Raw genomic sequence first — 21,206 nt, 5'->3', positions numbered from 1 at the left:
TCCCATACTGCGGCCCTTCGCGTAACGGACTGCCCCATGAACCACGTCTCCGCCCTCGTCGCCGCCATCGCCTTCACCTTCGCCGGCACCGCCGCGCAGGCCGCCACCAACCTCGTTGCCAATGGCAGCTTCGAGGCCACCACCCAGGCCAGCGGCACCTGGGACACCTACGGCCACGTGGCCGGCTGGGCCGCCGGCCCGCGTGGCGTCGAAGTGCGCAACAACGTGGTGGGCAGCGCCTTCGACGGCAACAACTTCATCGAGCTGGACACCACCGGCAACAGCTTCATCGCGCAGACCATCGCCACCAACTTCGGCGAGCACTACACGCTGAGCTTCGCCTACTCCGGCCGCCCCAACACCGCCGGCCTGCGCGGCAACAGCAACGACATCCTGGTGATGTGGGGCCTGAAGCCCGTGACCCTGGTGGGCAGCAACAACGCCACCGGCACCCACCAGTGGACGACCTACAGCTTCGACGTGGTGGGCTCGCTGGGCCACTCCACCACGCTGTCGTTCTGGGCGGTGGGCAAGAGCGACAGCCTGGGCGGCTCGCTGGACAACGTCTCGCTGATCAGCAACGTCACCGCGCCGGTGCCCGAGCCCGAGACCTATGCGCTGATGCTGGCCGGCCTGGCTGCAGTCGCCACCATCGCGCGCCGCCGCAGCCGCGCCGGCTGAGTAGCCTCGCTCCGCATCCCAGGCCCGCCCCGTGCGGGCCTTTTTCGTGGCCGGCTTTTCGTGGCGATACTCGGCGGCACAGACCAAGCACCCCGAGGAGCCTTCGATTGGACCTGACCGCGCTGCAACACACCTTGCGCGAGTTCGCTGCCGAGCGTGACTGGCAGCCGTTCCACACGCCCAAGAACCTGGCCATGGCGCTGATGATCGAGGCCGCCGAGCTGGCCGAGATCTTCCAGTGGATGACGCCCGAGCAGTCGCAGGCGGCGCACCACGACCATGTGACGCAGGAGCGCATCTCCGACGAAGTGGCGGACGTGCTGCTGTACCTGCTGCAGGTGGCCGACCACACCGCGGTGGACCTCAAGCGCGCGGTCGGCCGCAAGCTGGTGAAGAATGCCCGCAAGCATCCGCCGGTCAAGCCCGGCGTGCCGGTGGGCCCCAAGGACACCGCGCTGCCGCAGACGCATGTGCTGGTGGACTGGGAGAACGTGCAGCCCAGGGACGTGGACATCCGCGCGCTGGTGTCCGACGTGACCGACGTGTGGCTGTTCCACGGGCCCAGCCAGCGCAACGTGGACCGCGACCAGACCGCCTTCGGCGACCGCGTGACCTGCGTGCCCATCTCGCGCGCGGGCAAGAACGCGCTGGACTTCCACCTGTCCTTCTACATGGGCTACATCGCCTCGCGCAATCCGGCGGCGCGCTTCGTGGTGCTGTCCAACGACAAGGGCTACGGGCCGATGCTCGAGCATGCGGTGGACCTCGGCTTCTCGGCCACGCTGGTGGGCTTCGACAAGACCGGCCGCCGGCGCGCGCCGGCCCGCGGCCCGGCCCGCCCGGCGCCGCGCCCGGCCGACGGCCGCAAGCCCGCCTCGCAGGCCCGCCGCGGTGCGCCGCTGGCGGTGCCCGCCGCGCCGCCGCCGGCCGAGCGCCGCGGCCGCAACCGCGGCAGGGGCGGTGAGGCGGCCGCGCGCGGTCGCAGTGAATCGGTGATGACGCCCCTGGCCGAAGGCCGGCGCGAGGCCGGCCCCGCCGCCCGCCCGGCTGAAGCCGCACGCCGCGGCCGCCGCGACGAGCGCGCACAGCCCCGGGTGGACGAGGACGTGCGGATGCCCGCGGCCGTGGAAGCCGCCGAACGGCCGCCCGTCGAGCCGGCGCCGATGCCGATGCCGCCGGCCGTGGCCGCGCCGGCCACGCCGGCCGCCAAGCGCAGCCGCCGTCGCACCGCGGACGCACCGGCAGCCGACGCCGCCGTGCCGGAACCGGTTCCGGCTCCCATCGAGGCAGAGGCGGCGGACGTGGCCGCGGCCGACGTGCCCGCCAGGAAGGCGGCGCGCAAGACACCCGCCAGGAAGACGGCCACCGTGGCCACCCGCAAGGCCGCTGCCAGGACCACCGCGGCGCAAGCCGATGCCGCGTCCGAGGTGGCTGCAGTGCCCGACGCCGAAGCGGCCGCCAGCGCGGAGCCGGCGGGCGTGCCGGCCAGGAAGGCCCGTGCCGCCCGCAAGACCAGTCCGCGCGCTGCGGCCGGCCCGGCGGCTGCCGCCGCCGCCAGCACGCAGGCGCCCGAGCCTGAGCCAGCTGCGGCAGCGGAAGCCCCCGAGGCCACCGACGAGGCGGCGCCCGCACCCCGCAGCCGCGCCCGCAAGACGGCCGCGAAGAGCGCGGCCAAGACGGCTGCCAAGACAGCCGCCAAGACAGCCGCCAAGACGGCGCGCGCAGGCGGCCGCACCGGTCCCGAGCCGACCGAGCCTCCTGCCGCAGCCAGCGCGCCGGCCGCCACGCCCGAGGAAGCGCCCGCACCGCCATCCGCCGACACCGCACGCGCCGGCAACAGCCGCCGCCGCGGCCGCGCCACCGAAGCCGACACCGGTGCCGGTGCCGGTGCCGCCCCGGCCGCCCCCGCCCGCCGCCCGGCCAACCCGCCGCGCGCCACGCCCGACACCCGCCGGATGCCGCCGCCTGCCGCGGCGCGGCAGCCCGCGCCCGCTGCGCCGCCCGTTGCAGCGCGCCAACCGACGCCCGCCGCGGCACCCGCCGCGCGCCAGAGCGCTGCGTCACCCGCGCCCAGCCGGCCGTTCGACCTCGAGAAGTCGCTTCGGCACGTGGAAGCCAGCTTGCGCAAGACCGCCAACAAGCCGACTCGCCGGGCGCGGCTGATGGCCACCATCCGTTCACTGCTCGGCCAGTGGGCCGACGATGCCACCACGCAGGCCGTACTGCAGCGGCTGCTGTCCAGCGGCCGGGTGTCGATCGACGGGCAGGGTGCGGTGGCCTACGCGCTGTAACCGCCGCCGCCGGCGATGGAGGACGACTGGAAGCGGCTGGCCGCATTTGCCGAGGTGGTGCGTGCCGGCTCGCTGAGTGCCGCCGGCCGACGCCTGGGCATCAGCACCTCGGCGGTCAGCCAGCAGCTGCGCGCGCTGGAGCAGGCGCACGGCGTCACGCTGCTGCACCGGTCTACCCGCAAGCTGGCGCTCACCGAGGCCGGCGCCCGGCTGGCCCAGCATTGCCAGGCGATGGTGGATGCCGCCGCGCGGGCACGCCAGCAGCTCACCGCCGCGCGGGATGCGCCGGAAGGCGAGTTGCGCCTGGCCGCGCCGGTGGGCTTCGCGCGCCACCTGGCGCCGGCATTGGCGCCGCTGCTGGCCGCTCATCCCGGGCTCAGCCTGCGGCTGTTCGTCGACGACGCGATGATCGACCTGATCGACGCCCGCATCGACCTGGCGGTGCGGGCCGGCCGGCTGGCCGATTCCAGCTGGGCCGCGCGCCGGCTCTGCCGCTTCGAGCTGGTGCTGTGCGCTGCGCCGGCCTACCTGGCCCGTGCCGGCATGCCCGCCACGCCGGCCGAGCTGCCATCGCATGAATGGATCGGCGGCGCACGGGATGGCAGCGGGTTGCTGCTCACGCTGGAAGGACCTGCCGGCGCGCAGGAGAGCTTCCGGGTCGCGCCGCGGGTGCTGGGCAACAACCAGCTGTCGCTGCAGCAGCTGTGCGTGGCCGGCCTCGGCCTGATGCTGGCGGTGCGTGCCGACATCGACGACGAGCTGCGCACCGGCCGCCTGCTGCCGGTGATGCCTGAGTGGCGCGGCACGCCGCTGCCGGTGTGGGCGGTGACGCCGCAGCGCGATGGCCAGCCGGCCAAGGTGCGCCATGCGGCCGAAGCCATCGGCCGTTACCTGCGCGAGGTGCCCGGGGCGTTGAGCGACTGATTGTTGCGCTGCAACAACGGGGTGTGCGGTGTTGGGGGTATCGACCTCTAGGGAAATCCCTTAGTCTCCCCACCTAGGGTTTGTACCAAGCCCTCTCGACCGCAGGAAGTCCCGTCATGAAGTTCTCGCTCACCACCGCCTTCGTTCTCGTCCTGGCCGCCGCCGCGGTGCAGCCCGCCGCCGCCGCCGACCGCGCGGCCCCGGTGTTGTCCAAGCCGCAAGCTGGCATCGACGCCTCCACCTTCATCGTCGGCCACCCGGCCAGCCCGCGCTGGAAGGCCGCTCCGTCGGCCAATGGCCAGCATCCCGCAGTGCTGGTGGCGCGCCAGGCCGTCCACATCGATGGCAACACCTTCCTGGTGCAGCCGCCGGCGTCCACCACCTGGACCGCCGGCCCCACCGCCGACGTGGCCGTGATGGCCGGCAGCCCGGCCGTCAGCGCCCGCTGAAAAACCGCGCCGCGCGCCGGGCAGGCGCCAGCCGTTAGGCTGCGCCGATGCTCAAGACCCTGAAGGACCTGTTCGACGCGCTGCGCATGCCCGCGGCCACAGAGGCCGAGGCCAGCCACACGCTGCAACTGGCCACTGCCGTGATGCTGGTGGAGGTGATGCGCGCCGATGCCGAGATGACCGACGCCGAGCGTGAAGCGGTGGTGGCCGGCCTGCGCGACAAGTTCACGCTGGCCGACGACGAGCTGGACACCTTGGTGGCCCAGGCGCAGCAGGCGTCCCGCCAGGCCAGCGACTACTTCGGCTTCACCTCCCAGATCAACCAGCACTGCGACATGCCGCAGAAGCTGCTGATGCTGGAGCACATGTGGCGCGTGGCCTATGCCGACGGCACCCTCAGCGCGCATGAGAACCATGTGATGTGGCGGCTGGCCGACCTGCTGCACATTCCGCACGGCGCCTACGTGAACGCCAAGATGCGCGCACAGCAGGCCGCCGCCGCGGCTTGAGCGCCGGGCGCGGGTGGCGCCGGCTGGCAGGGTGGCTGGCGCTGCTGGCGGCCGCTGCGCTGCTGGCCGCCGGCCACGGCCGCTGGTGGCGCCTGCCCGACCGGCACAACCCTTTCGCACCCCTGTCGCTGGAAGAAGCGCCGGGCTGGCTCACCCGCTACAAGCTGGCGCGGCTGAGCGCGGAGCCGGCGGCCTGCCAGGCCTTCATCGACACCACGCCGCTGCAGGCGCAGCCGCAGCCCGACCGCGTGACCGGCCCGGGCTGCCAGCTCAGCCACACGCTGCTGGTGCGGCGCACCCAGGTGCAGGTGGGCGAGCCCTTCACGCTCACCTGCCGTGCCGCGGCCTCGCTGGCGCTGTGGGAGCGGCATGTGCTGCAGCCGGCGGCGCAGGCGCACTTCGGCCAGCCGGTGGTGCGGCTGGTGCACTTCGGCAGCTATGCCTGCCGCAACGTGTATGGCCGGGCCGAGGGCGCCCGCAGCCAGCATGCCACCGCCGATGCGCTGGACGTGGCGGGTTTCGTGCTGCAGGGTGGCCGCCGCGTCAGCGTGGCGGCCGACTGGCCGGGCGACGATGCGGCCTCGCTGTTCCTGCGCCAGGTGCATGGCGGCGCCTGCGGGCTGTTCGACGGCGTGCTGGGCCCGGACTACAACGCGGCGCATGCCGACCACTTCCACCTGGACCGCGGGCCGTACCGGCTGTGCCGGTAGCCAGGCGGCTTCAGCGCTGGCTGCGTGCCTTCTTCGAATCCACCTCGGCCAGCTGCTGCTTGAGCAGCAGGAACAGCACGCGGGCGTTCTCCACCGTCATGCTCAGCACGCTGCCGGGCTCGCCGCCGTCGTCTTCGCCGCGGGCGGGGGCGGACTGCACCGCGGCGTCGATCCGCGCCCGCACCAGGCCGTGGCTGTTGTTCATCGCCTTGATGCGCTGCACTTCGATCTGATAGGTCTTCATGGCCCGGAGCGTAGCCCAACCCCGGGCGAATCCCGGTCGCCGCGGCGCATGCGATGGCCTAGGCTGCGGCGCATGAAGTCGATTCCCGTGCTGACCGCGACCGCTGCGCTCCTGGTGTGCGCCGCCTCCCACGCCGCGGCGCCTGCCGCCACCTGGCCGGTGGCCGGGCGGCAGGGCGTCATCCAGGTGGTGATCGTGCCGGAGGCGGCCGCGCGCGACCGCGCGGCCTATGCCCAGCAGATCGAGCAGCTGTGCCCGCCGCAGTCCACCTGCTTCCTCAACTTCCACACCAACAGCAGCGGCGCACCACTGGCGGTGCCATTGCCCGATGCCATCGCGCAGGAAAGCACCGCGGTGTTCCGCCGCTCGGTCAAGCAGGGTGGCGAATACTTCCGCTGGAGCTGCCGCATGGGCATCGACGCGGCCAACTGCTTCTAGCGCGCCTTGGGGGGACGGTGGGCCGCAGGCCCGCCCAGGGGGCAGGACATCCTCACTTCCAGGCGAACGCCGGCTGCTCGAAGTGCGACACCCGGGTGGGCAGGCCGCGCAGGCACACCTCGCGGAACTGGTACAGCACCGCCGCGGTGGGCGCCGCGATCCAGGTGCTGCCCACCGGCATGCGCAGCACCGGGTGCACGCTGGAAGCCACGTTCTCCAGCCGCGGTGCGTCGCTGCGCAGGAACTCGCTGACCGGGATGCGGTGGATGCTGTCCACCTCGCCGGGGTTGGCCACCAGCAGCGGCGCCGGCCCGCCCCATACCACCACCGGCGTGATGACGAATCCCGAGCGGGTGCTGAAGTCGTCCAGCCGGCCAAGCACCGCCTCCGGGCCCAGCACCAGGCCCACTTCCTCTTCCAGCTCGCGCAGCGCGGCGCTCTCGGGCGTTTCGCCTTCGTCCACCCGGCCGCCGGGCAGGGCCCACTGGCCGGGATGGTTGCGAAGGTGCAGCGCGCGGCGGGTGAGCACCAGCGCGGCTTCCTCCGACCATTCGGCATGCGCAGGCAGGCCGCCCACGGCCGCGCCATGGCCTTCGTCGACGATGGCCACGGCCACCGCCGCATGGCCGGGCGGGGTGTCGCCGGGCCGGGCAGCCGGCCGCAGGGACTGCACCGCGAAGGCCTGCAGGTGCGCCTGCACCTGGGTCCGCAGCGCCTCGGTGCGCCGCACCGTCATCAGTCCTCGATCCTCACGCCCTTCCAGAAGGCCACCCGGTCCTTGATCTCGGCCGCGGCCTCCTTCGGGTCGGGGTAGTACCAGACGGCGTCCGGGTTGGCGTCGCCGTCCACGAACAGCGTGTAGTAGCTGGCCTGGCCCTTCCAGCTGCACATCGTCTTGGTGTTGCTGGGCAGGATGTATTCCTTCTTCAGCGAATCGCCGGGGAAATAGTGGTTGCCCTCGACGACCACGGTGTCGTCGCTCTCGGCCACCACGGTGCCGTTCCAGATTGCTTTCATGTGCCGGTCTCCTGGGCTGCGGTCTCGTCGTCGGGCACGCGGGCCCAGTCGGCCAGCCAGGTGGTGGCATGGGCGTCGCTGGGGGCGCGCCAGTCGCCACGCGGCGACAGCGAACCACCCGAGCCTACCTTGGGCGCGTTGGGCACGCACGAGCGCTTGAACTGGCTGGTCTGGAAGAAGCGGAACACGAAGGTGCGCAGGTGCTTCTTGATCTGCGCCAGCGTGTACTGGTTGCGCGCCACCAGCGGGCTGTGCGGCCAGGGGCCGTGCTCCGCGTCGCGCCAGGCCTGCCAGGCCAGGAAGGCCACCTTGGTGGGCGGAAAGCCGAAGCGCACGGTGTGGTACAGCGCGAAGTCGTGCAGCTCGTAGGGGCCCAGCGTGTCCTCGGTGCTCTGGCCGGGCTGGCCGCCGTCGGCCTCGCCGGGCACCAGCTCGGGGCTGATCTCGGTGTCCAGCACCTGGTTGAGCACCACGCGTTCGCGCTCGCTGGCGGTGTCGGCCACCCAGCGCACCAGGTGCTTGATCAGCGTCTTGGGCACGCTGGCATTCACGTTGTAGTGCGACATGTGGTCGCCCACGCCGTAGGTGCACCAGCCCAGCGCCAGCTCGCTCAGGTCGCCGGTGCCCAGCACCAGCGCGTGGTGGTGGTTGGCGAGGCGGAACAGGTGGCTGGTGCGCTCGCCGGCCTGCACGTTCTCGAAGGTGACGTCGTACTGCTTCTGCCCTTCGGCATAGGGGTGGCCGAGGTCCTTCAGCATCTGCTCGCAGCTGGGGCGGATGTCGATCTCGGCCGCGCTGCAGCCCACCGCTTCCATCAGCTCGCGTGCCTGCGCCAGCGTGCGCGGGCTGGTGGCGAAGCCGGGCATGGTGTAGCCCAGCACGTTGGTGCGCGGCAGGCCCAGCAGGTCCATGGCCCGCACCGCCACCAGCAGGGCATGGGTGGAGTCCAGCCCGCCCGAGACGCCGATCACCAGCTTGTGGATACCGCTGGATTCCAGCCGCTGCACCAGCGCCCGTACCTGGATGGAATACACCTCCTCGCAGCGGATGTCGCGCGTGGCCGGGTCGGCGGGCACGTAGGGAAAGCGCGGCACGGTGCGCCGCAGCGTGGCCAGCTCGGGCGTGAGCGCGGGCAGCGGCAGCTCGAAGCGCACCGCCTGCATGCGTGCCACCTGCTCGGCATGCAGGCCGGCCGACTGGCCGAAGCTGGTCTGGCGCATGCGCTCGCGCGACAGCCGCTCCAGGTCCACGTCGGCCAGCGTCAGGTGGCCATCACCGGCAAAGCGCTGGGATTCGGCGAGCAGGTCGCCCGATTCATAGATGAGCGCCTGGCCGTCCCAGGCCAGGTCGGTGGTGGATTCGCCGACGCCGGCCGAGGTGTAGAGGTAGGCTGCGATGCAGCGCGCCGAATGCAGGCTGGCCAGCTGGTGGCGGTAGCCCGACTTGCCGATGGTGATGTTGGAGGCCGAGAGGTTCACCAGCACCGTGGCGCCGGCCAGCGCGGCATAGGAGCTGGGCGGGATGGGCACCCACACGTCCTCGCAGATCTCCACGTGGAAGCGCAGCAGCGGCTGGTTGGCCGCCTCGAACACCAGCTGCGTGCCGAACGGCACCGCCTGCCCGCCGATGCGCACCTCGTCCACCAGCGCGTGGGCTGCGGGATTGAACTGCCGGGCCTCGTAGAACTCGGCGTAGTTGGGCAGGTAGGTCTTGGGCACGATGCCCAGGATCTGGCCGTCGAACACCACCGCCGCGCAGTTGAACAGGCTGTGGCGCACCCGCAGCGGCAGGCCGACGATGGCCACCGCCGGCACGCCGCGGCTGCCTTCGGCCACGGCCAGCAAGGCGGCCTCGCAGGCGTCCAGCACCGCGCGCTGGTGGAACAGGTCGTCGCAGGTGTAGGCCGACAGGCCCAGCTCGGGAAAGGCCACCAGCGAGGCACCCTGCTCGGCGGCCTCGCGCAGCATGCGCAGGGTTTCGCCGGCATTCCAGGCCGGGTCGGCGATGCGCACGCGGGGCACGGCCACGGCCATGCGCATGAAGCCGTGGGCCGCGGGGTGGAAGAAGTCGGTGGGCTCGGTCATCGGGTTGGGGCCTCGGTCAGGCGGAGGGTTCAGGGGGCTGCGGCCGCAGCTGCAGGCCGGGCGAGGCGGCGGTATCCACGCCCAGCACCTCGGAGAAGTGGCGGATGGCCGCGGCATTGCGCTCATCGCCCTGGGTGCCGATGCAGTCCTGCGGCACCAGCGCGTCGATGTTGCGCATGCGCGCGTCGGACACGGTGGACAGCACGCACTGGTCGCTGGAGACGCCGGTGACGATGATCTGCCGGATGCCGAGGTCGGCCAGCAGCAGCTCCAGCGGCGTGGCGAAGAAGGCGGAGTGTTTGGGCTTCAACAGGAAATAGTCGTCGGTGTGGGGCGCCAGTTGCTCCACGATGTGGGCGCCCGGGCCGCCGGCCTGCCGCGCCTTGTCCACCAGCTCGCGGAAGTCGGAGCGCCAGCGGCCGCGATTGTCGTTGGCATAGATCACCGGCACGCCGGCCTCGTGGCAGCGCTGGCGCAGCGCGGCCAGCCGCGGCGCGATGGCCGCCGCCGCGGGCAGCAGCTTGTCGGCATCGGGGAAGTCCCAGAGGCTGATCATGTCGGTGATCAGCAGGGCAAGGCCGCCGGGGCATCGGTCGGCGGCTTCGTGCGTGGATTCAGGCTGGGTCATGGTGTGTCCGTTGGCAACCACCGCAGCGGGCAACGCTTGTGCCGCCCCCGAGCCGCCCCCAGGTTTGTAAGCGTGTCGGGGAAACCCCTACAAGCGCTTTGTAATGCGGCCGACTGCACGCCGCCGAAGCGGCTTCCTACAGTGCCCGGTGCCTTGGCATGTTGCCTCGGCAGGTGCGCCGTGTTCCGGCTGTTCCAGGATTCCATGTCCACCACCTCCTCCCCCGCCGCCATCGTTCCCGCCTCCCTGGGCGAGTTGTACAGGCATATCTGGCTGCATGCCCGTGGTGCCCGCGGCAAGTTCGCGCTGGCGCTGAGCATGCTGGGCGGCTCCCAGCTGATGAAGCTGGGCATTCCCTGGATGGCCGCGCAGGCCATCAACGGCATCCAGTCCGGCGGCCGCGCGGCCCTGGGCCCGGCGGCGCTGTGGATCGGCGCCATCCTGGCGGCCTACGTGGGCTGCTGGGCGCTGCACGGCCCGGCCCGGGTGATGGAGCGCACCGTGGCACTGCGGGTGCGGCGCAGCGTCGCCGATGCGCTGTACGCCCGGCTGCTGCAGGCGCCGCTGGGCTGGCACGAGCAGCACCATTCCGGCGACCTGCAGCACCGCGTGGGCCAGGCCTCGGGTGCGCTGTTCGGCTTCACCCAGAGCCAGTTCATCTACCTGCAGAACGCCATCAACCTGTGCGGGCCGGTGGTGGCGCTGTGGCTGCTGTCGCCCGGCACCGGCCTGGTGGCGGTGGTGGGCCTGGTGGCCATCTCCAGCGTGATCGTGGCCTTCGACGGTGCGCTGATGAAGCTGGCGGTGTCGGAGAACCATGCCGAGCGGCGCTATGCGGCCCGGCTGCTGGACTTCGTGGGCAACGTGTCCTCGGTGCTCAGCCTGCGGCTGCAGGAAGGCACGCGCCGCCTGCTGGACAGCCGGCTGATGGCGGTGTTCGAGCCGCTGCGCCGCAGCATCGTGCTCAACGAGTGGAAGTGGTGCTCGGTCGACCTGTCGGGCGTGGTGCTGTCGTGGGGCCTGGTGGCGGTGTACGTGCTGCTGGCCAGCACCGGGCAGACGACCGCGGCCACCGGCACCGTGATGCTGGGCAGCCTGTTCATGGTGTACCAGTACGCGCAGCAGGCCGCCGGCGTGCTGGGCACCATCGCCTCCCAGTACCAGGCCATCTCCCGCACCCGCACCGACTTCGCCAGCGCCGCCATCGTGATGCAGGCGCCCGAGCGCAAGCAGGCGGCCACGCTGGCCGAGCCCGGCTGGCAGCGCATCGACATCCAGGGCCTGCGCTTTTCCCGCGGCGGCGCCGAGTCCGGCCAGCCTGCTGATGAGCGGGGCGGCCTGCACGACGTGGCATTGAGCCTGCGCCGCGGCGAGCGCCTGGCCTTGGTGGGTCCCAGCGGCGCCGGCAAGAGCACGCTGCTGCGCGCGCTGGCCGGCCTGTACGAGGCCAGGGCTGCCCACATCGCGGTGGACGGGCAGTTCGTGCCTGACGCCCGCGACCTGGGGCCGGTGGCCACGCTGATTCCGCAGGAAGCCGAGATCTTCGAAGCCTCGGTGCGCGAGAACATCACCTTCGACGAGCCGGTGCCCGAGCACGAGCTGATGCGCGCCATCCATGCCGCCGCCTTCGATCCCGTGCTGGAGACGATGCCGGGCGGCCTCGAGGCCATGCTGGCCGAGCGCGGCACCAACCTCTCGGGCGGCCAGCGGCAGCGCCTGGCGCTGGCCCGCGGCCTGCTGGCGGCACGCCACAGCAGCGTGCTGCTGCTGGACGAGCCCACCAGCGCGCTGGATTCACTGACCGAGATCCATGTGCACTCGCGCATCCTGGAAGCCTTCCCCGATGCCTGCATCGTGGCCTCGGTGCACCGCCTGGGGCTGCTGGCCCACTTCGACAAGGTGGTGTTCATGGTGGCCGGCCGGGTGGAGGACGTGGGCACGGTGGAGGAGCTGGTCAAGCGCCAGCCTGCCTTCGCGGTGATGATGGCCACGATGGGGCCGGGCGCGCATGGCGCTGCCGCGGCCACCACCGCCGCCGCCTCGCCGGCGCCGGCCGCGGCGCCTCACGCCGGCTGAGTGCCGGTGGCCTGGGCCGCCGGCAGCCGCGGCCCTGGCTTGGGGCTGGGCGGCGTGGGCGGCGATTCGGGCTCGTGCGGCTCGATGGCGGCCGGGGCCACCTGGTCGGCGCGGGCGCCGAACACCATCTCGTTGACCCAGCCCACCAGCACCGAGGTGTAGGCCCGCTGGTCGTGCTCCTTGGTCAGGCCGTGGTCGGCGCCGCGCAGGCAGCGGTAGGTCAGCGAGCGGGCGCTCTTGCCCGCCTCCCGGTAGCTGTGCAGCACCGCCCGCGGCACGATGGTGTCCAGCTCCGACTCCACCAGCAGCAGGTCGCCGTCGAAGTCGTGCGTGGCCTGCAGCGCGCGGTTGTCGGCGAACGGCACCAGGCTGCGGCGGTAGGCCTTCAGGTCCTGGTCCTTGTGCAGCTGCAGCTTGGGCACTTCCCAGCCCGAGTCCATGTACAGCGCCGGCGCGCGCAGCGCCAGCCAGCGCACCGGCCGCATCGTGGTCAGGATGGTGGCCAGGTAGCCGCCGTAGCTGCTGCCCACCACTGCGATGGACGAGCGGTCCACATGGCGGTGGTCGGCCAGCAGGTCGTAGGCGGCCAGCACGTCCTGCAGGTTGCTGGCCCGCGAGACGGTCTCGAACTGCGGCTTGGTCTGCGCATGGCCGCGCAGGTCGAAGGCCAGGCAGATGCAGCCCAGGGCCGCGATCTGCCGCGCCCGCGCCACGTACTGCGACTGGCTGCCGCCCCAACCATGAATGAACAGCACCCCGGGCAGCTGCGTGCCGGGCGTGACGAAGGTGCCGGCAATGCTGCCGTCGTCGACGGGAATGGCTACGTTGTGCTCAAAGGTCGGCATGCGCCTCCACCTGCGCGTACTTGGTCACCCGGCCCACGTCGGCATCGTCGTCGTCGTAATGCACGCGCGCGCCGGCCGGGACGCTCACCTTGTCGGCATACACCTCGTGGGTGGATGCACGCACCACGCGGCATGCGGGATCGGCCTGGAAGGCCTGCAGCGCCGCCACCTCGGCGCCGCTGGCGCCACCGATGCGCCAGCTCTGCTCCAGCACGCCGGAACGCCACTGGCCGCGGTCGTCCACGCCCTGGGCCACATCGTAGTTGGCGCGGGTGGCCATCCAGCCAGGATAGTGCTCGGCCGCGGCCCGGTGGTACACCAGCGCCTGCTCCACCGCGGTGGCCAGCTCCGGCGCCAGTGGCAGCTCGCGCAGCGCCTCGAAGTCGCCGCGCACCACGGTGAGGGTGCTGCCGCCGTAGACCTCGTGGCCGCGGTGGTTGCGGGTGAGCTGCTGCGTGCCCACGTAGCTGGCGGTCAGCGGGCCGGCCTGTACCTGGCCGACGCTCAGCGTCTCCACCTGGCGCAGGTTGCGCTCCAGCACCACGCCGTGCTGGCGCAGCTGCTCGGGATCGGTCTCGGCCAGCCAGGCTTCCAGCTCGGCGGCGCTGTGCATCACCTGCTGGCCCAGGCCGCCCACGCCGTCGGGGTTCTTCAGCCGCATGCTGCCGTGCGCCAGCAACCGCTCGGCGGCCACGCGGGCATCGGCCGGCGTGAAGCAGGAGTAGCCGGGCAGCACCACCTCCTGGATGGCCTGGCCATGGGCGGCCGACCAGCCGGCCGGTGCGGGCGCATCAGGGTGCACCAGGCCGTGCGACACCAGCTTGGTGGCCACGAAGGGATGCGGCACCACGCCGCCGAAGAGCTGGTCGCCGGACTCGATGCCCAGATGGCGCGCGGCGTCCACGCTGGTGAGGGTGTCGCTGGGCACGAAGAAGAGCGGCCCCTCGGGCCGGGCGTCGGCGCGGTAGATGCCGCCGAAGTTCAATCCCAGCAGGTCGGCCAGCGCATGCGCGACCGAAGCCTTGGTGCGGTGGTCGTGGTTGTCGCCACGGGCCTGCGGCTGGGTGCAATGGAACACCACCGTGGGCCGGCGGCCGGCCACTTCCAGGGTGCGGGCCAGGGCGGCGGTGCTCGGGTCTTGCGCAGTGATCATGGTGGGCTCCCGGAAGGGCGTGGCCGGTGGTCGATGGCCCACTGTGCATGCGGCGCTGCAGCGTGGCTGACGGGAGGCACGCGCATCGGTTGTAGGAGAGGGCCGCATGTCGGGCGGGCTGCGCGCACGGCCGCGGCGCCTTCAGTCCCGCGGGCCCATGTGCAGCCGGCGGTGGATGCGCCGGGTGGCCTGCCATACCGCCCACAGCACCAGCGGAATGGCGGCGCCGGCGGCCATCTCAGGGTGGATGGGCAGGCCGGCCGCCTTGGCCGCCTTGCCGCCGTACAGCAGCAGGCTCACCACGTAGTACGAGATGGCCGCGATGGACAGGCCTTCCACCGTGGACTGCAGCCGCAGCTGCAGTTCCTGCCCGCGCGTGAGCTTGGCCAGCAGCTGCTGGTTCTGCGTCTCGGTGGCGATGTCCACCCGGGTGCGCAGCAGGGCGCTGCTGCGTTCGATGCGCTGCGACAGCGAGCCCAGCCGCTGCGCCGCCGCCGCCACCGTGGCGATGGCCGGCGAGAGCCGCCGCTGCATGAATTCACCGATGGTCTGGGTGCCGGGAATCGGCATCTCGCGCAGCTCGGCCAGCCGCTGGCGCACCAGTGCGTCGTAGGCCTCGGTGGCGGAGAAGCGGTACTGGTGCTCGGCGGTGGCGCGCTCCACCCGCGCGGCGACGTGGATCAGCGTGTCCAGCAGCTGCGCCTCGGAGCTTTCGCGGGCTTCCAGCCGCGCCGTCACCGCGGCCAGCGCGGCTTCGGACTCGGCCAGCACCGGCGCCAGCGCCTTGGCCACCGGCAGGCCGCGCAGCGCCATCAGCCGGTAGACCTCGATCTCCAGCAGCCGCTGCGAGATGCGGCCCGCGCGGGTTTCACTGGTGCCCGGCGGCGCCAGCACCAGCAGGCGCTCGAAGCCGTCGGGCCGCAGCCGGAAGTTGGTGACGGCCATCGAATGGCCCTTGCCCATCAGCGAAGCCACCACCGTGCGGCCGCCGAACCAGCGCTGCGCCGCTTCTAGGGCGGCGGCGGGGTCGTCCAGCGGATGTTCCAGCATCACCAGCTGCAGCGCGGCCACGGTGCGGCCGGGCACCGCGCGCAGCCAGGCCTTGTCCAGCACCAGCGCGTCGATCAGCGGCGGGTTGTCCGCCTGCAGGCCGGCGGATTCGGGCAGCGGCTGCACCACCGCATAACGGGTGAACTCGGTGTGGCGCTCCCATTTCAGCGTGTGGTCGGCAAAGCGCAGCCGCAGGAAGTTGGCCTCCAGGTCCTGCGGCCGCAGCCCGGCCTGGCCGGGCAGGCGCTGCAGGTGGGCACATTCGTCCTCCCGGCTCACGCCGTGGTTGAGCACGGCGACCGTGAACACCAGCGCCGGCAGACGGATGCGGGCCGAGGGGCGGGCATGCACCTCGTTGTGCAGTTCGTCGCGCAGGCTGTCGTCCGTCGGCAAGGCGCCGGCCGGCTGCGCGATTTCGTCGGTAAGAGCTGAAAGAAGTGATGACATGGCGGCCGGCTGCAGCAGATGCGACGGCCGCAGTGTGCCCCGGCGGCGCCTGCGGTGGCCGCCGGCGCGGGAAAGCGCCTGCGGCGGTGCTGTTCGGCGGATCGGGGCTTTTCGGGGCGCGATACGCTTGCGGCATGCAAGTCGTTGGCATCTCCCTGCGCAAGCCCGCCTTCAATGAAGTGACGGCCTCCACCATCATGGCAAGCGGCCTCTGGGTCGCCCTCGTCGGCCTCATGCAGGCCGGCGGCCATCCGCTCGAACGCCCCGAGGCGGCCACGCTGCTGCTGGTGATGCTCTGGGGTTGCCTGTCGGTGCGGCTGGGCATCGACATGGCCGCCGGCTGGCGACACCGCTTCGTGCACCTGGCCGTGTGCGGCGTGCTGCTGGGCATGCTGCAGGTCGGCCGCAACCTGCTGGCCTGAGTTTCCTGCGCCGGAAACGACAACGCGCCCCGGAGGGCGCGTTGCAGTTGGAGCCGTGCGCTGTTTAACGCACGCTGCCGCGACGCACCAGGTTCACGATCGCCAGCAGGATGATCGCGCCGCCCAGGGACAGCAGCAGGCCCATCACGCTGAAGTCGCCCTGGTTGACGGTGCCGGCGCCCAGCAGCGGCGACAGCAGCCAGCCGCCCAGCATGGCGCCGATGATGCCGACCACCACGTTGAGGATGACGCCTTGTTGCGCATCGGTGCGCATGATCATGCTCGCGACCCATCCGATGAGCCCGCCGACAACCAGCCAGATGATGAGGTTCATAGGTTCACTCCAAAGTTTGATTTGATGAAGGCCGGCTGCATGTGCGCCGGCTTGTTGCGCCTGTGGCTCTAGGGCGGGCCACCGGTGCAGTTAGGTTAGGGACACGGCGGGCCCGGGGGAGTCGGCTGCAACCGGCAACTGCCGTCAGCGTTGGCCTACGCGGGGCGGATAGGGCACCCGCGTACCTGTAACACCCTGGCTGCCCAGCACGCTGCGCAGGCCGTCGCGGCCGCTGGCGGCGCGCGCCAGCAGGGCCAGCCCGGCGGTGGTGGCCAGCAGCGAATGGCGTCGCGCACCCCACAGCAGCATCAGCGCACCGGCGCCCAGCGCCAGCCAGTGTTCCCCGGGAGGCTGGGGCGCTGGTCGTCGTAGGCCTTGATCTGCCTGAGCACGTCGGGCACTTGCATGGTTCGCTCCTTCACGCGTTGGATGAGGGGGAGGCCGGCGCCATGACCTTGTCGGGCGTCATCGGCAGGCTGAGGATGCGGCGGCCGGTGGCATGGTGGATGGCGTTGCAGATGGCCGCGGCCACGCCCACCAGGCCGATCTCGCCCACGCCCTTGGCCCCCAGCCGGCTGGCGATGCGGTCGTTCTCGTCGACGAAGATGACGTCGATGTCGTGGATGTCCGCATTCACCGGCACGTGGTACTGGGCGAAGTCGTGGTTCATGAAGCGGCCCAGCTGCTGGTCGGCCTGGGTTTCCTCGTGCAGGGCCTGGCTGATGCCCCACACCACGCCGCCGATGATCTGGCTGCGCGCGGTCTGCGCATTCATGATGCGGCCGGCCGCGATGGCGCTCACCACCCGGGTGACACGCACGGTGCCCAGTTCCTCGTCCACCTTGACTTCGCAGAACACCGCCGAATGCACGGCGCGGGTGTACTTCTTCTGCTTCAGCACCGCGGGCAGCATCAGGTACTTCTCTTCCAGCTCCTTCAGCCCGGCGGCGGCCAGGATGTCGGTCAGCCGCACCGTCACGTCGCGCTCGAAGCGCAGGTACATGGTGCCCTGGGCGAAGCCCACGTCGTGGAAGCGGCAGGTGGCGAATGGCGAGTTCGGCTGCTTGCGCGCCAGCTCCCACAGCTTGTGCTGCAGGCGCTCGCACACGCCTTGCACCGCCGAGCCGATGGTCGTCACATGCGAGGAGCCGCCTTCGATCGGCGCCACCGGCAGGTTGGAGTCGCCCAGCTCGAAGCGCACGTCCTCCATCGCCATGCCCATGGAAGCCGCGCCGATCTGCGTCATCACCGTCAGCGTGCCGGTGCCGATGTCGCTGGCCGCGCTGCGCAGCACCAGCTGGCCATCGGCCTGCAGCACCGCATGCACGCGGGCGAACATCTGCAGCGCATCCCAGGTGCCGGTGGCCATGCCCCAGCCCACCAGCTCGCGGCCTTCGCGCATCGATCGCGGGGCCTGCGGCCGCGCGTCCCAGCCGAAGCGCTGCGCGCCTTCGTGGTAGCAGGCCCGCAGTTCCTTGCTGGAAAACGGCAGGTCCTCGTTGTAGTCGTGGTCGGCGTAGTTCTTCAGCCGCAGCGCCAGCGGGTCCATGTGCAGGCGGTGGGCCAGCTCGTCCATCGCCACCTCGATGGCATGCACGCCGTGGGCGGCGCCGGGGGCGCGCATGTCCATCGGGCTGTAGTGGTCCAGCGCGGCGAGCTTGTAGCCCAGGCGCACGTTGTCGCAGCGGTAGAGCTGGCTGGACCAGTTGACCACCACCTCGACGTAGTCCTCCTTGCGCGAGGTGGCGCCCACCGCGTCGTGCATCAGCGCGGTGAGCTGGCCGTCGGCCTGCGCGCCCAGCTTCACCCGCTGCCAGGTCTCGGGCCGGTGGCCGAAGAAGAACATCTGCTGCCGCGTGAGCACCACGCGCACCGAGCGTTCCAGCTTCAGCGCGGCCATGGTGGCCAGCAGCACCGGATGCTGCGGCCGCAACCCGGCGCCGAAGGCACCGCCGACGAACTGGTTCTTCACCGTCACCCGGCTCTTGGGCAGGCCGAACACCCGCGAGACCACCCAGCGCACGTTCTGCGAGCCCTGGGTCTTGTCATGGATGGTGAGGTGGCGGTTGCGGCCGTACACCACGGTGGCCGCATGCATCTCCATCGGGTTGTGGTGCTCGGCGCCGTGGTGGAACTCCGCCTCCACCTGCACCGCGGCGGCCGCATAGGCCGCCTCGGCATCGCCGCGCGGCTCGGGCGGCGGCTTGAAGCCGGCGCGCAGTGCGCTGGGGTCGTGGGCCTCGGGCAGGGCGGCCATCAGGTCGGTGTGGTGCGGCTCGGTGGCCACCTCCACCTGCACCAGCGTGGCCGCATGGCGCGCCGCCTCGAAGCTGGTGGCCACCACCAGCGCCACCGGCTGGCCGCTGTAGTGCACCTCTGCATCGTGCAGCGGCTTGAAGGGCGAGCCGGTCACCGGCGCGGTCATGTCCTTGTAGAACATGTCCAGCGAGCGCATGCGCGGCCGGTTCTCGTGGGTGAGGATGTCCACCACACCCGGCACCGCGGCGGCGCGGCCGGTGTCGATGCGCTGGATGCGGCCGCGCGCGGCGGCGGTGTCCACGATCACGCCGTACAGCAGGTCGCCCGCGGGATGCTCGGCGGCATAGCGGGCGCGGCCGGTCACCTTGTCGGGGCCGTCCAGCCGCGGCAGCGGCATGCCCAGCGCCACCGGGGGTCGCATGGCCAGCAGTTCGGCGAAAGGCCTGGCCAGCTCGGGTACGCGGTCGTTCATGAAGGCTCCCTGCGCACGCTGTCGACCGGCAGGCCGGCCAGCGGCCCGGTGTTGGTGAGTTCACCCGCCACGGCCAGCTCCAGGGCGCGTACCACCGCACGCTCGGCCAGCGGGATCTTGAAGGCGTTGTCGGTGCCCGGCGCGCCATGCGCCTGCGCACCCTGCAGCAGCCGGCGGGCGGCCTCGCCGAAGGCGGCGGGCGTGGCCTCGCGGCCCTGCAGCAGCGCCTCGGCCTCGGGCAGCCGCCAGGGCTTGTGGGCCACGCCGCCCAGCGCGATGCGCGCTTCGGTGATGCGGCCGCGCTCGTCGAGCTGCAGCGCTGCGGCCACCGACACCAGCGCGAAGGCGTACGAGGCCCGCTCGCGCAGCTTCAGGTAGGTGGTGTGGCGGGTGAAGGGCGCGGGCGGCAGGGTGATGTGGGTGATGAGCTCGTCCGGCGCCAGTTCGGTGTCCAGCTCCGGCCGGTCGCCGGGCAGGCGGTGGAACTGCAGCATCGGGATGCGCCGGCTGCCGCGCTGCGAGCGCACGTGCACCGTGGCGTCCAGCGCGGCCAGGCCGACGCAGAAGTCCGACGGATGGGTGGCGATGCACTGCTCGCTGCTGCCCAGGATGGCCAGCTGCTTGGCCAGGCCGTTGCGCGCCGGGCAGCCGCTGCCGGGCTCGCGCTTGTTGCACGGCACCTTGGCGTCGTAGAAATAGCTGCAGCGGGTGCGCTGCAGCAGGTTGCCGCCGTTGGTGGCCATGTTGCGGATCTGCGGCGAGGCGCCAGCCAGGATGGCGGCCGCCAGCAGCGGATGGCGGCTGCGCACCAGCGGATGGGCGGCGGTCTCGGCATTGGTGGCCATGGCCCCCAGCGACAGGCCGCCGTCGGCCGTGGGCTCGATGGCCTTCAGCGGCAGGCGGTGCACGTCCACCAGCCGCGTGGGCCGGGTCAGGTCGGCCTTCATCAGGTCGAGCAGGTTGGTGCCGCCGGCCAGGAAGCGGGCACTGTCGGGCGTGGGCAGCGGCGCGCGGCCGATGTCGGCCAGGGCGGATTCCACCGCATCGGGCATCACATGGTCGAATGGCGTCACGGCTGCACCTCGGGGGCGCCGGCGTCGGCCACCGCGCCGGGCGCGGGATGCAGCGCCAGCGTGGCCACCGCTTGCGCGATCTGCGGATAGGCGCCGCAGCGGCAGAGGTTGCCGCTCATCAGCTCGCGCAGCTGCGGCAGGCTGCTGGCGCCGCCCTCGTTGATCAGGCCCATGGCCGAGCACAGCTGGCCCGGCGTGCAGTAGCCGCACTGGAAGGCGTCGTGGTCGATGAAGGCTTGCTGCAAAGGATGCAGCGCACCGTCCTCGCCGGCCAGGCCCTCCACGGTGGTGACGCTGGCGCCGTCGTGGGAGACGGCCAGGGTCAGGCAGGCGTTGATGCGCTTGCCGTCCAGCAGCACGGTGCAGGCGCCGCACTGGCCATGGTCGCAGCCCTTTTTGGTACCAGTGAGGCCGGCATGTTCTCGCAGCAGGTCCAGCAGCGTGACCCACGGCGCCACCAGCAGCGGCGTGGTGGTGCCGTTGATGTGCAGGCGAATGGGGCGCTGCGCGATACCGGCGGGCGAGGGAGGCGGTGCGGTGGGTCGGGTGGCGGTGGCAGCGGGGGGCATGGGCGTCCCTTGATGTGTTTTCGCGTGTAAGCGCGGGTGCGTTTTGCATCGGAAGGGGCAACCGCCGTTCCCGCCGCCCGGGGTGAGTCGATTCGCGACGCGGCACGCGGCTTGCCCCCACGCGCCCATGACCGCGCCCAGACCTCCTGCTTCCCAGCCCTACCAGGCCGCCCAGCCCAGCCGGGCCGAGGTCGATGCGATGCCCGGCCCCACGCTGCTGGAGTTCGGCACCGACTGGTGCGGCTTCTGCATGGCCGCGCAACCCGCGGTGGCGCAGGCGCTGCAGGCCTACCCCGGGGTGCGGCACATCAAGGCCGAGGACGGCCCGGGCCGCCCGCTGGGCCGCAGCTTCCGGGTCAAGCTGTGGCCCACGCTGGTGCTGATGCACGACGGCCGTGAACTGGAACGGCTGGTGCGCCCCAGCCAGCCCGGCCCCATCGCCGAGGCCCTGGCCCGCCAGGCCGCCGCCGCCCACACCGCGCCCGGCAGCTCATGACGCATGCACCCGCCACCGACGAGCGGATGAGTCAT

23 protein-coding genes and 1 pseudogene are annotated in these 21,206 nt (G+C 72.0%); 11 read left to right on the top strand and 13 right to left on the bottom strand.

Annotated features, from left to right (window positions below; all coding sequences use genetic code 11):
* Nucleotides 1–36: 36 nt before the first annotated feature.
* The 7 genes and pseudogenes from LRS14_RS23025 to LRS14_RS22995 all read left to right on the top strand — a co-directional run bounded on the left by LRS14_RS23025 (nt 37) and on the right by LRS14_RS22995 (nt 5,564).
* A complete protein-coding gene (locus tag LRS14_RS23025; protein ID WP_046114922.1) occupies nt 37–681 on the top strand; it encodes a PEP-CTERM sorting domain-containing protein in 645 nt (214 codons plus the stop codon).
* Nucleotides 682–788: 107 nt separating this feature from the next.
* Nucleotides 789–1,094, top strand: a pseudogene (locus LRS14_RS23020) (nucleotide pyrophosphohydrolase); the annotation flags it as partial.
* Nucleotides 1,071–2,972 (top strand): PIN domain-containing protein, encoded by a 1,902-nt coding sequence (locus LRS14_RS23015; protein ID WP_257802208.1) that lies wholly within the window; start codon nt 1,071–1,073, stop codon nt 2,970–2,972. The pseudogene LRS14_RS23020 and the gene LRS14_RS23015, both read left to right, overlap by 24 nt.
* A gap of 15 nt (nt 2,973–2,987) precedes the next feature.
* Nucleotides 2,988–3,896: a LysR family transcriptional regulator gene (locus tag LRS14_RS23010; protein ID WP_046112638.1), complete on the top strand. Its 909-nt coding sequence runs from the start codon at nt 2,988–2,990 to the stop codon at nt 3,894–3,896.
* A gap of 116 nt (nt 3,897–4,012) precedes the next feature.
* Nucleotides 4,013–4,345, top strand: a complete 333-nt coding sequence (locus LRS14_RS23005; protein WP_046112637.1) for a hypothetical protein — start codon at nt 4,013–4,015, stop codon at nt 4,343–4,345.
* A 47-nt stretch (nt 4,346–4,392) separates the two neighbouring features.
* Nucleotides 4,393–4,854: a TerB family tellurite resistance protein gene (locus LRS14_RS23000; protein ID WP_046112636.1), complete on the top strand. Its 462-nt coding sequence runs from the start codon at nt 4,393–4,395 to the stop codon at nt 4,852–4,854.
* The gene (locus tag LRS14_RS22995; RefSeq protein WP_257801259.1) at nt 4,851–5,564 is read left to right on the top strand and encodes an extensin family protein; all 714 of its coding nucleotides are present in this window, start codon (nt 4,851–4,853) and stop codon (nt 5,562–5,564) included. Before LRS14_RS23000 ends, LRS14_RS22995 begins: the two co-directional genes overlap by 4 nt.
* A gap of 10 nt (nt 5,565–5,574) precedes the next feature.
* On the opposite strand, the gene LRS14_RS22990 is transcribed toward LRS14_RS22995, so the two are convergent.
* Entirely contained in the window at nt 5,575–5,808 is a 234-nt protein-coding gene (locus tag LRS14_RS22990) for a hypothetical protein (RefSeq protein ID WP_257801258.1), read from the bottom strand.
* A 72-nt stretch (nt 5,809–5,880) separates the two neighbouring features.
* Between LRS14_RS22990 and LRS14_RS22985 the strand changes: the two genes are divergently transcribed.
* Complete coding sequence (locus LRS14_RS22985; protein WP_046112634.1) at nt 5,881–6,246, top strand: hypothetical protein; 366 nt, start codon at nt 5,881–5,883, stop codon at nt 6,244–6,246.
* A gap of 52 nt (nt 6,247–6,298) precedes the next feature.
* On the opposite strand, the gene LRS14_RS22980 is transcribed toward LRS14_RS22985, so the two are convergent.
* The 4 genes from LRS14_RS22980 to LRS14_RS22965 are packed head-to-tail and all read right to left on the bottom strand — an operon-like array spanning nt 6,299 to nt 9,975.
* Nucleotides 6,299–6,982, bottom strand: a complete 684-nt coding sequence (locus LRS14_RS22980) for a CoA pyrophosphatase (protein WP_046112633.1) — start codon at nt 6,980–6,982, stop codon at nt 6,299–6,301.
* Nucleotides 6,982–7,263, bottom strand: coding sequence for a DUF427 domain-containing protein (locus LRS14_RS22975; RefSeq protein ID WP_046112632.1), 282 nt, complete (start codon nt 7,261–7,263; stop codon nt 6,982–6,984). The genes LRS14_RS22980 and LRS14_RS22975 overlap by 1 nt, the downstream gene beginning before the upstream one ends.
* A complete protein-coding gene (locus tag LRS14_RS22970) occupies nt 7,260–9,347 on the bottom strand; it encodes an NAD(+) synthase (RefSeq protein ID WP_046112631.1) in 2,088 nt (695 codons plus the stop codon). The genes LRS14_RS22975 and LRS14_RS22970 overlap by 4 nt, the downstream gene beginning before the upstream one ends.
* 16 nt (nt 9,348–9,363) lie before the next feature.
* Nucleotides 9,364–9,975, bottom strand: coding sequence for a cysteine hydrolase family protein (locus tag LRS14_RS22965; RefSeq protein WP_257801257.1), 612 nt, complete (start codon nt 9,973–9,975; stop codon nt 9,364–9,366).
* Between the two features lie 204 nt (nt 9,976–10,179).
* On the opposite strand from LRS14_RS22965, the gene LRS14_RS22960 reads away from it, so the two are divergent.
* Nucleotides 10,180–12,051: an ABC transporter ATP-binding protein gene (locus tag LRS14_RS22960; protein WP_257801256.1), complete on the top strand. Its 1,872-nt coding sequence runs from the start codon at nt 10,180–10,182 to the stop codon at nt 12,049–12,051.
* On the opposite strand, the gene LRS14_RS22955 is transcribed toward LRS14_RS22960, so the two are convergent.
* The 3 genes from LRS14_RS22955 to LRS14_RS22945 form a co-directional block, all read right to left on the bottom strand.
* Nucleotides 12,039–12,896 (bottom strand): S9 family peptidase, encoded by an 858-nt coding sequence (locus LRS14_RS22955; protein WP_046112629.1) that lies wholly within the window; start codon nt 12,894–12,896, stop codon nt 12,039–12,041. The two genes, LRS14_RS22960 and LRS14_RS22955, sit on opposite strands and share 13 nt — an antisense overlap.
* On the bottom strand, nt 12,883–14,049 hold the full coding sequence (locus LRS14_RS22950) for a DUF3182 family protein (RefSeq protein ID WP_052736226.1): 1,167 nt from the start codon (nt 14,047–14,049) through the stop codon (nt 12,883–12,885). Before LRS14_RS22950 ends, LRS14_RS22955 begins: the two co-directional genes overlap by 14 nt.
* A 141-nt stretch (nt 14,050–14,190) precedes the next feature.
* Complete coding sequence (locus tag LRS14_RS22945) at nt 14,191–15,546, bottom strand: DUF3422 family protein (RefSeq protein ID WP_257801255.1); 1,356 nt, start codon at nt 15,544–15,546, stop codon at nt 14,191–14,193.
* Between the two features lie 134 nt (nt 15,547–15,680).
* Here LRS14_RS22945 and LRS14_RS22940 point away from each other — a divergent pair, with 134 nt between their 5' ends.
* Nucleotides 15,681–15,968 (top strand): hypothetical protein, encoded by a 288-nt coding sequence (locus tag LRS14_RS22940; RefSeq protein ID WP_046112627.1) that lies wholly within the window; start codon nt 15,681–15,683, stop codon nt 15,966–15,968.
* A gap of 64 nt (nt 15,969–16,032) precedes the next feature.
* On the opposite strand, the gene LRS14_RS22935 is transcribed toward LRS14_RS22940, so the two are convergent.
* From LRS14_RS22935 to LRS14_RS22915, 5 genes are all read right to left on the bottom strand, one after another.
* Entirely contained in the window at nt 16,033–16,302 is a 270-nt protein-coding gene (locus LRS14_RS22935) for a GlsB/YeaQ/YmgE family stress response membrane protein (RefSeq protein WP_046112626.1), read from the bottom strand.
* 144 nt (nt 16,303–16,446) lie between these two features.
* On the bottom strand, nt 16,447–16,611 hold the full coding sequence (locus tag LRS14_RS22930; protein ID WP_257801254.1) for a hypothetical protein: 165 nt from the start codon (nt 16,609–16,611) through the stop codon (nt 16,447–16,449).
* 109 nt (nt 16,612–16,720) lie between these two features.
* Nucleotides 16,721–19,033 (bottom strand): xanthine dehydrogenase family protein molybdopterin-binding subunit, encoded by a 2,313-nt coding sequence (locus LRS14_RS22925; protein ID WP_257801252.1) that lies wholly within the window; start codon nt 19,031–19,033, stop codon nt 16,721–16,723.
* Nucleotides 19,030–20,106: a xanthine dehydrogenase family protein subunit M gene (locus LRS14_RS22920; RefSeq protein ID WP_232315324.1), complete on the bottom strand. Its 1,077-nt coding sequence runs from the start codon at nt 20,104–20,106 to the stop codon at nt 19,030–19,032. The genes LRS14_RS22925 and LRS14_RS22920 overlap by 4 nt, the downstream gene beginning before the upstream one ends.
* On the bottom strand, nt 20,103–20,675 hold the full coding sequence (locus tag LRS14_RS22915) for a (2Fe-2S)-binding protein (RefSeq protein ID WP_257801251.1): 573 nt from the start codon (nt 20,673–20,675) through the stop codon (nt 20,103–20,105). The genes LRS14_RS22920 and LRS14_RS22915 overlap by 4 nt, the downstream gene beginning before the upstream one ends.
* Before the next feature lie 127 nt (nt 20,676–20,802).
* On the opposite strand from LRS14_RS22915, the gene LRS14_RS22910 reads away from it, so the two are divergent.
* Complete coding sequence (locus LRS14_RS22910) at nt 20,803–21,171, top strand: thioredoxin family protein (protein ID WP_257801250.1); 369 nt, start codon at nt 20,803–20,805, stop codon at nt 21,169–21,171.
* Nucleotides 21,172–21,206: the final 35 nt, after the last annotated feature.

Source organism: Aquincola sp. J276 (assembly GCF_024700035.1).
GTDB lineage: Bacteria > Pseudomonadota > Gammaproteobacteria > Burkholderiales > Burkholderiaceae_C > Aquincola > Aquincola tertiaricarbonis.
This window is presented reverse-complemented; position numbering and strand designations above follow the sequence as displayed.

Bases quoted from the DNA above. Each gene is read 5' to 3' on its own strand.
- LRS14_RS23025 (WP_046114922.1), top strand. From the start codon at position 37: ATGAACCACGTCTCCGCCCTCGTCGCCGCCATCGCCTTCACCTTCGCC.
- LRS14_RS23010 (WP_046112638.1), top strand. From the start codon at position 2,988: ATGGAGGACGACTGGAAGCGGCTGGCCGCATTTGCCGAGGTGGTGCGT.
- LRS14_RS23005 (WP_046112637.1), top strand. From the start codon at position 4,013: ATGAAGTTCTCGCTCACCACCGCCTTCGTTCTCGTCCTGGCCGCCGCC.
- LRS14_RS23000 (WP_046112636.1), top strand. From the start codon at position 4,393: ATGCTCAAGACCCTGAAGGACCTGTTCGACGCGCTGCGCATGCCCGCG.
- LRS14_RS22990 (WP_257801258.1), bottom strand. From the start codon at position 5,808: ATGAAGACCTATCAGATCGAAGTGCAGCGCATCAAGGCGATGAACAAC.
- LRS14_RS22985 (WP_046112634.1), top strand. From the start codon at position 5,881: ATGAAGTCGATTCCCGTGCTGACCGCGACCGCTGCGCTCCTGGTGTGC.
- LRS14_RS22980 (WP_046112633.1), bottom strand. From the start codon at position 6,982: ATGACGGTGCGGCGCACCGAGGCGCTGCGGACCCAGGTGCAGGCGCAC.
- LRS14_RS22975 (WP_046112632.1), bottom strand. From the start codon at position 7,263: ATGAAAGCAATCTGGAACGGCACCGTGGTGGCCGAGAGCGACGACACC.
- LRS14_RS22970 (WP_046112631.1), bottom strand. From the start codon at position 9,347: ATGACCGAGCCCACCGACTTCTTCCACCCCGCGGCCCACGGCTTCATG.
- LRS14_RS22965 (WP_257801257.1), bottom strand. From the start codon at position 9,975: ATGACCCAGCCTGAATCCACGCACGAAGCCGCCGACCGATGCCCCGGC.
- LRS14_RS22960 (WP_257801256.1), top strand. From the start codon at position 10,180: ATGTCCACCACCTCCTCCCCCGCCGCCATCGTTCCCGCCTCCCTGGGC.
- LRS14_RS22955 (WP_046112629.1), bottom strand. From the start codon at position 12,896: ATGCCGACCTTTGAGCACAACGTAGCCATTCCCGTCGACGACGGCAGC.
- LRS14_RS22950 (WP_052736226.1), bottom strand. From the start codon at position 14,049: ATGATCACTGCGCAAGACCCGAGCACCGCCGCCCTGGCCCGCACCCTG.
- LRS14_RS22945 (WP_257801255.1), bottom strand. From the start codon at position 15,546: ATGTCATCACTTCTTTCAGCTCTTACCGACGAAATCGCGCAGCCGGCC.
- LRS14_RS22940 (WP_046112627.1), top strand. From the start codon at position 15,681: ATGCAAGTCGTTGGCATCTCCCTGCGCAAGCCCGCCTTCAATGAAGTG.
- LRS14_RS22935 (WP_046112626.1), bottom strand. From the start codon at position 16,302: ATGAACCTCATCATCTGGCTGGTTGTCGGCGGGCTCATCGGATGGGTC.
- LRS14_RS22930 (WP_257801254.1), bottom strand. From the start codon at position 16,611: ATGCTGCTGTGGGGTGCGCGACGCCATTCGCTGCTGGCCACCACCGCC.
- LRS14_RS22925 (WP_257801252.1), bottom strand. From the start codon at position 19,033: ATGAACGACCGCGTACCCGAGCTGGCCAGGCCTTTCGCCGAACTGCTG.
- LRS14_RS22915 (WP_257801251.1), bottom strand. From the start codon at position 20,675: ATGCCCCCCGCTGCCACCGCCACCCGACCCACCGCACCGCCTCCCTCG.
- LRS14_RS22910 (WP_257801250.1), top strand. From the start codon at position 20,803: ATGACCGCGCCCAGACCTCCTGCTTCCCAGCCCTACCAGGCCGCCCAG.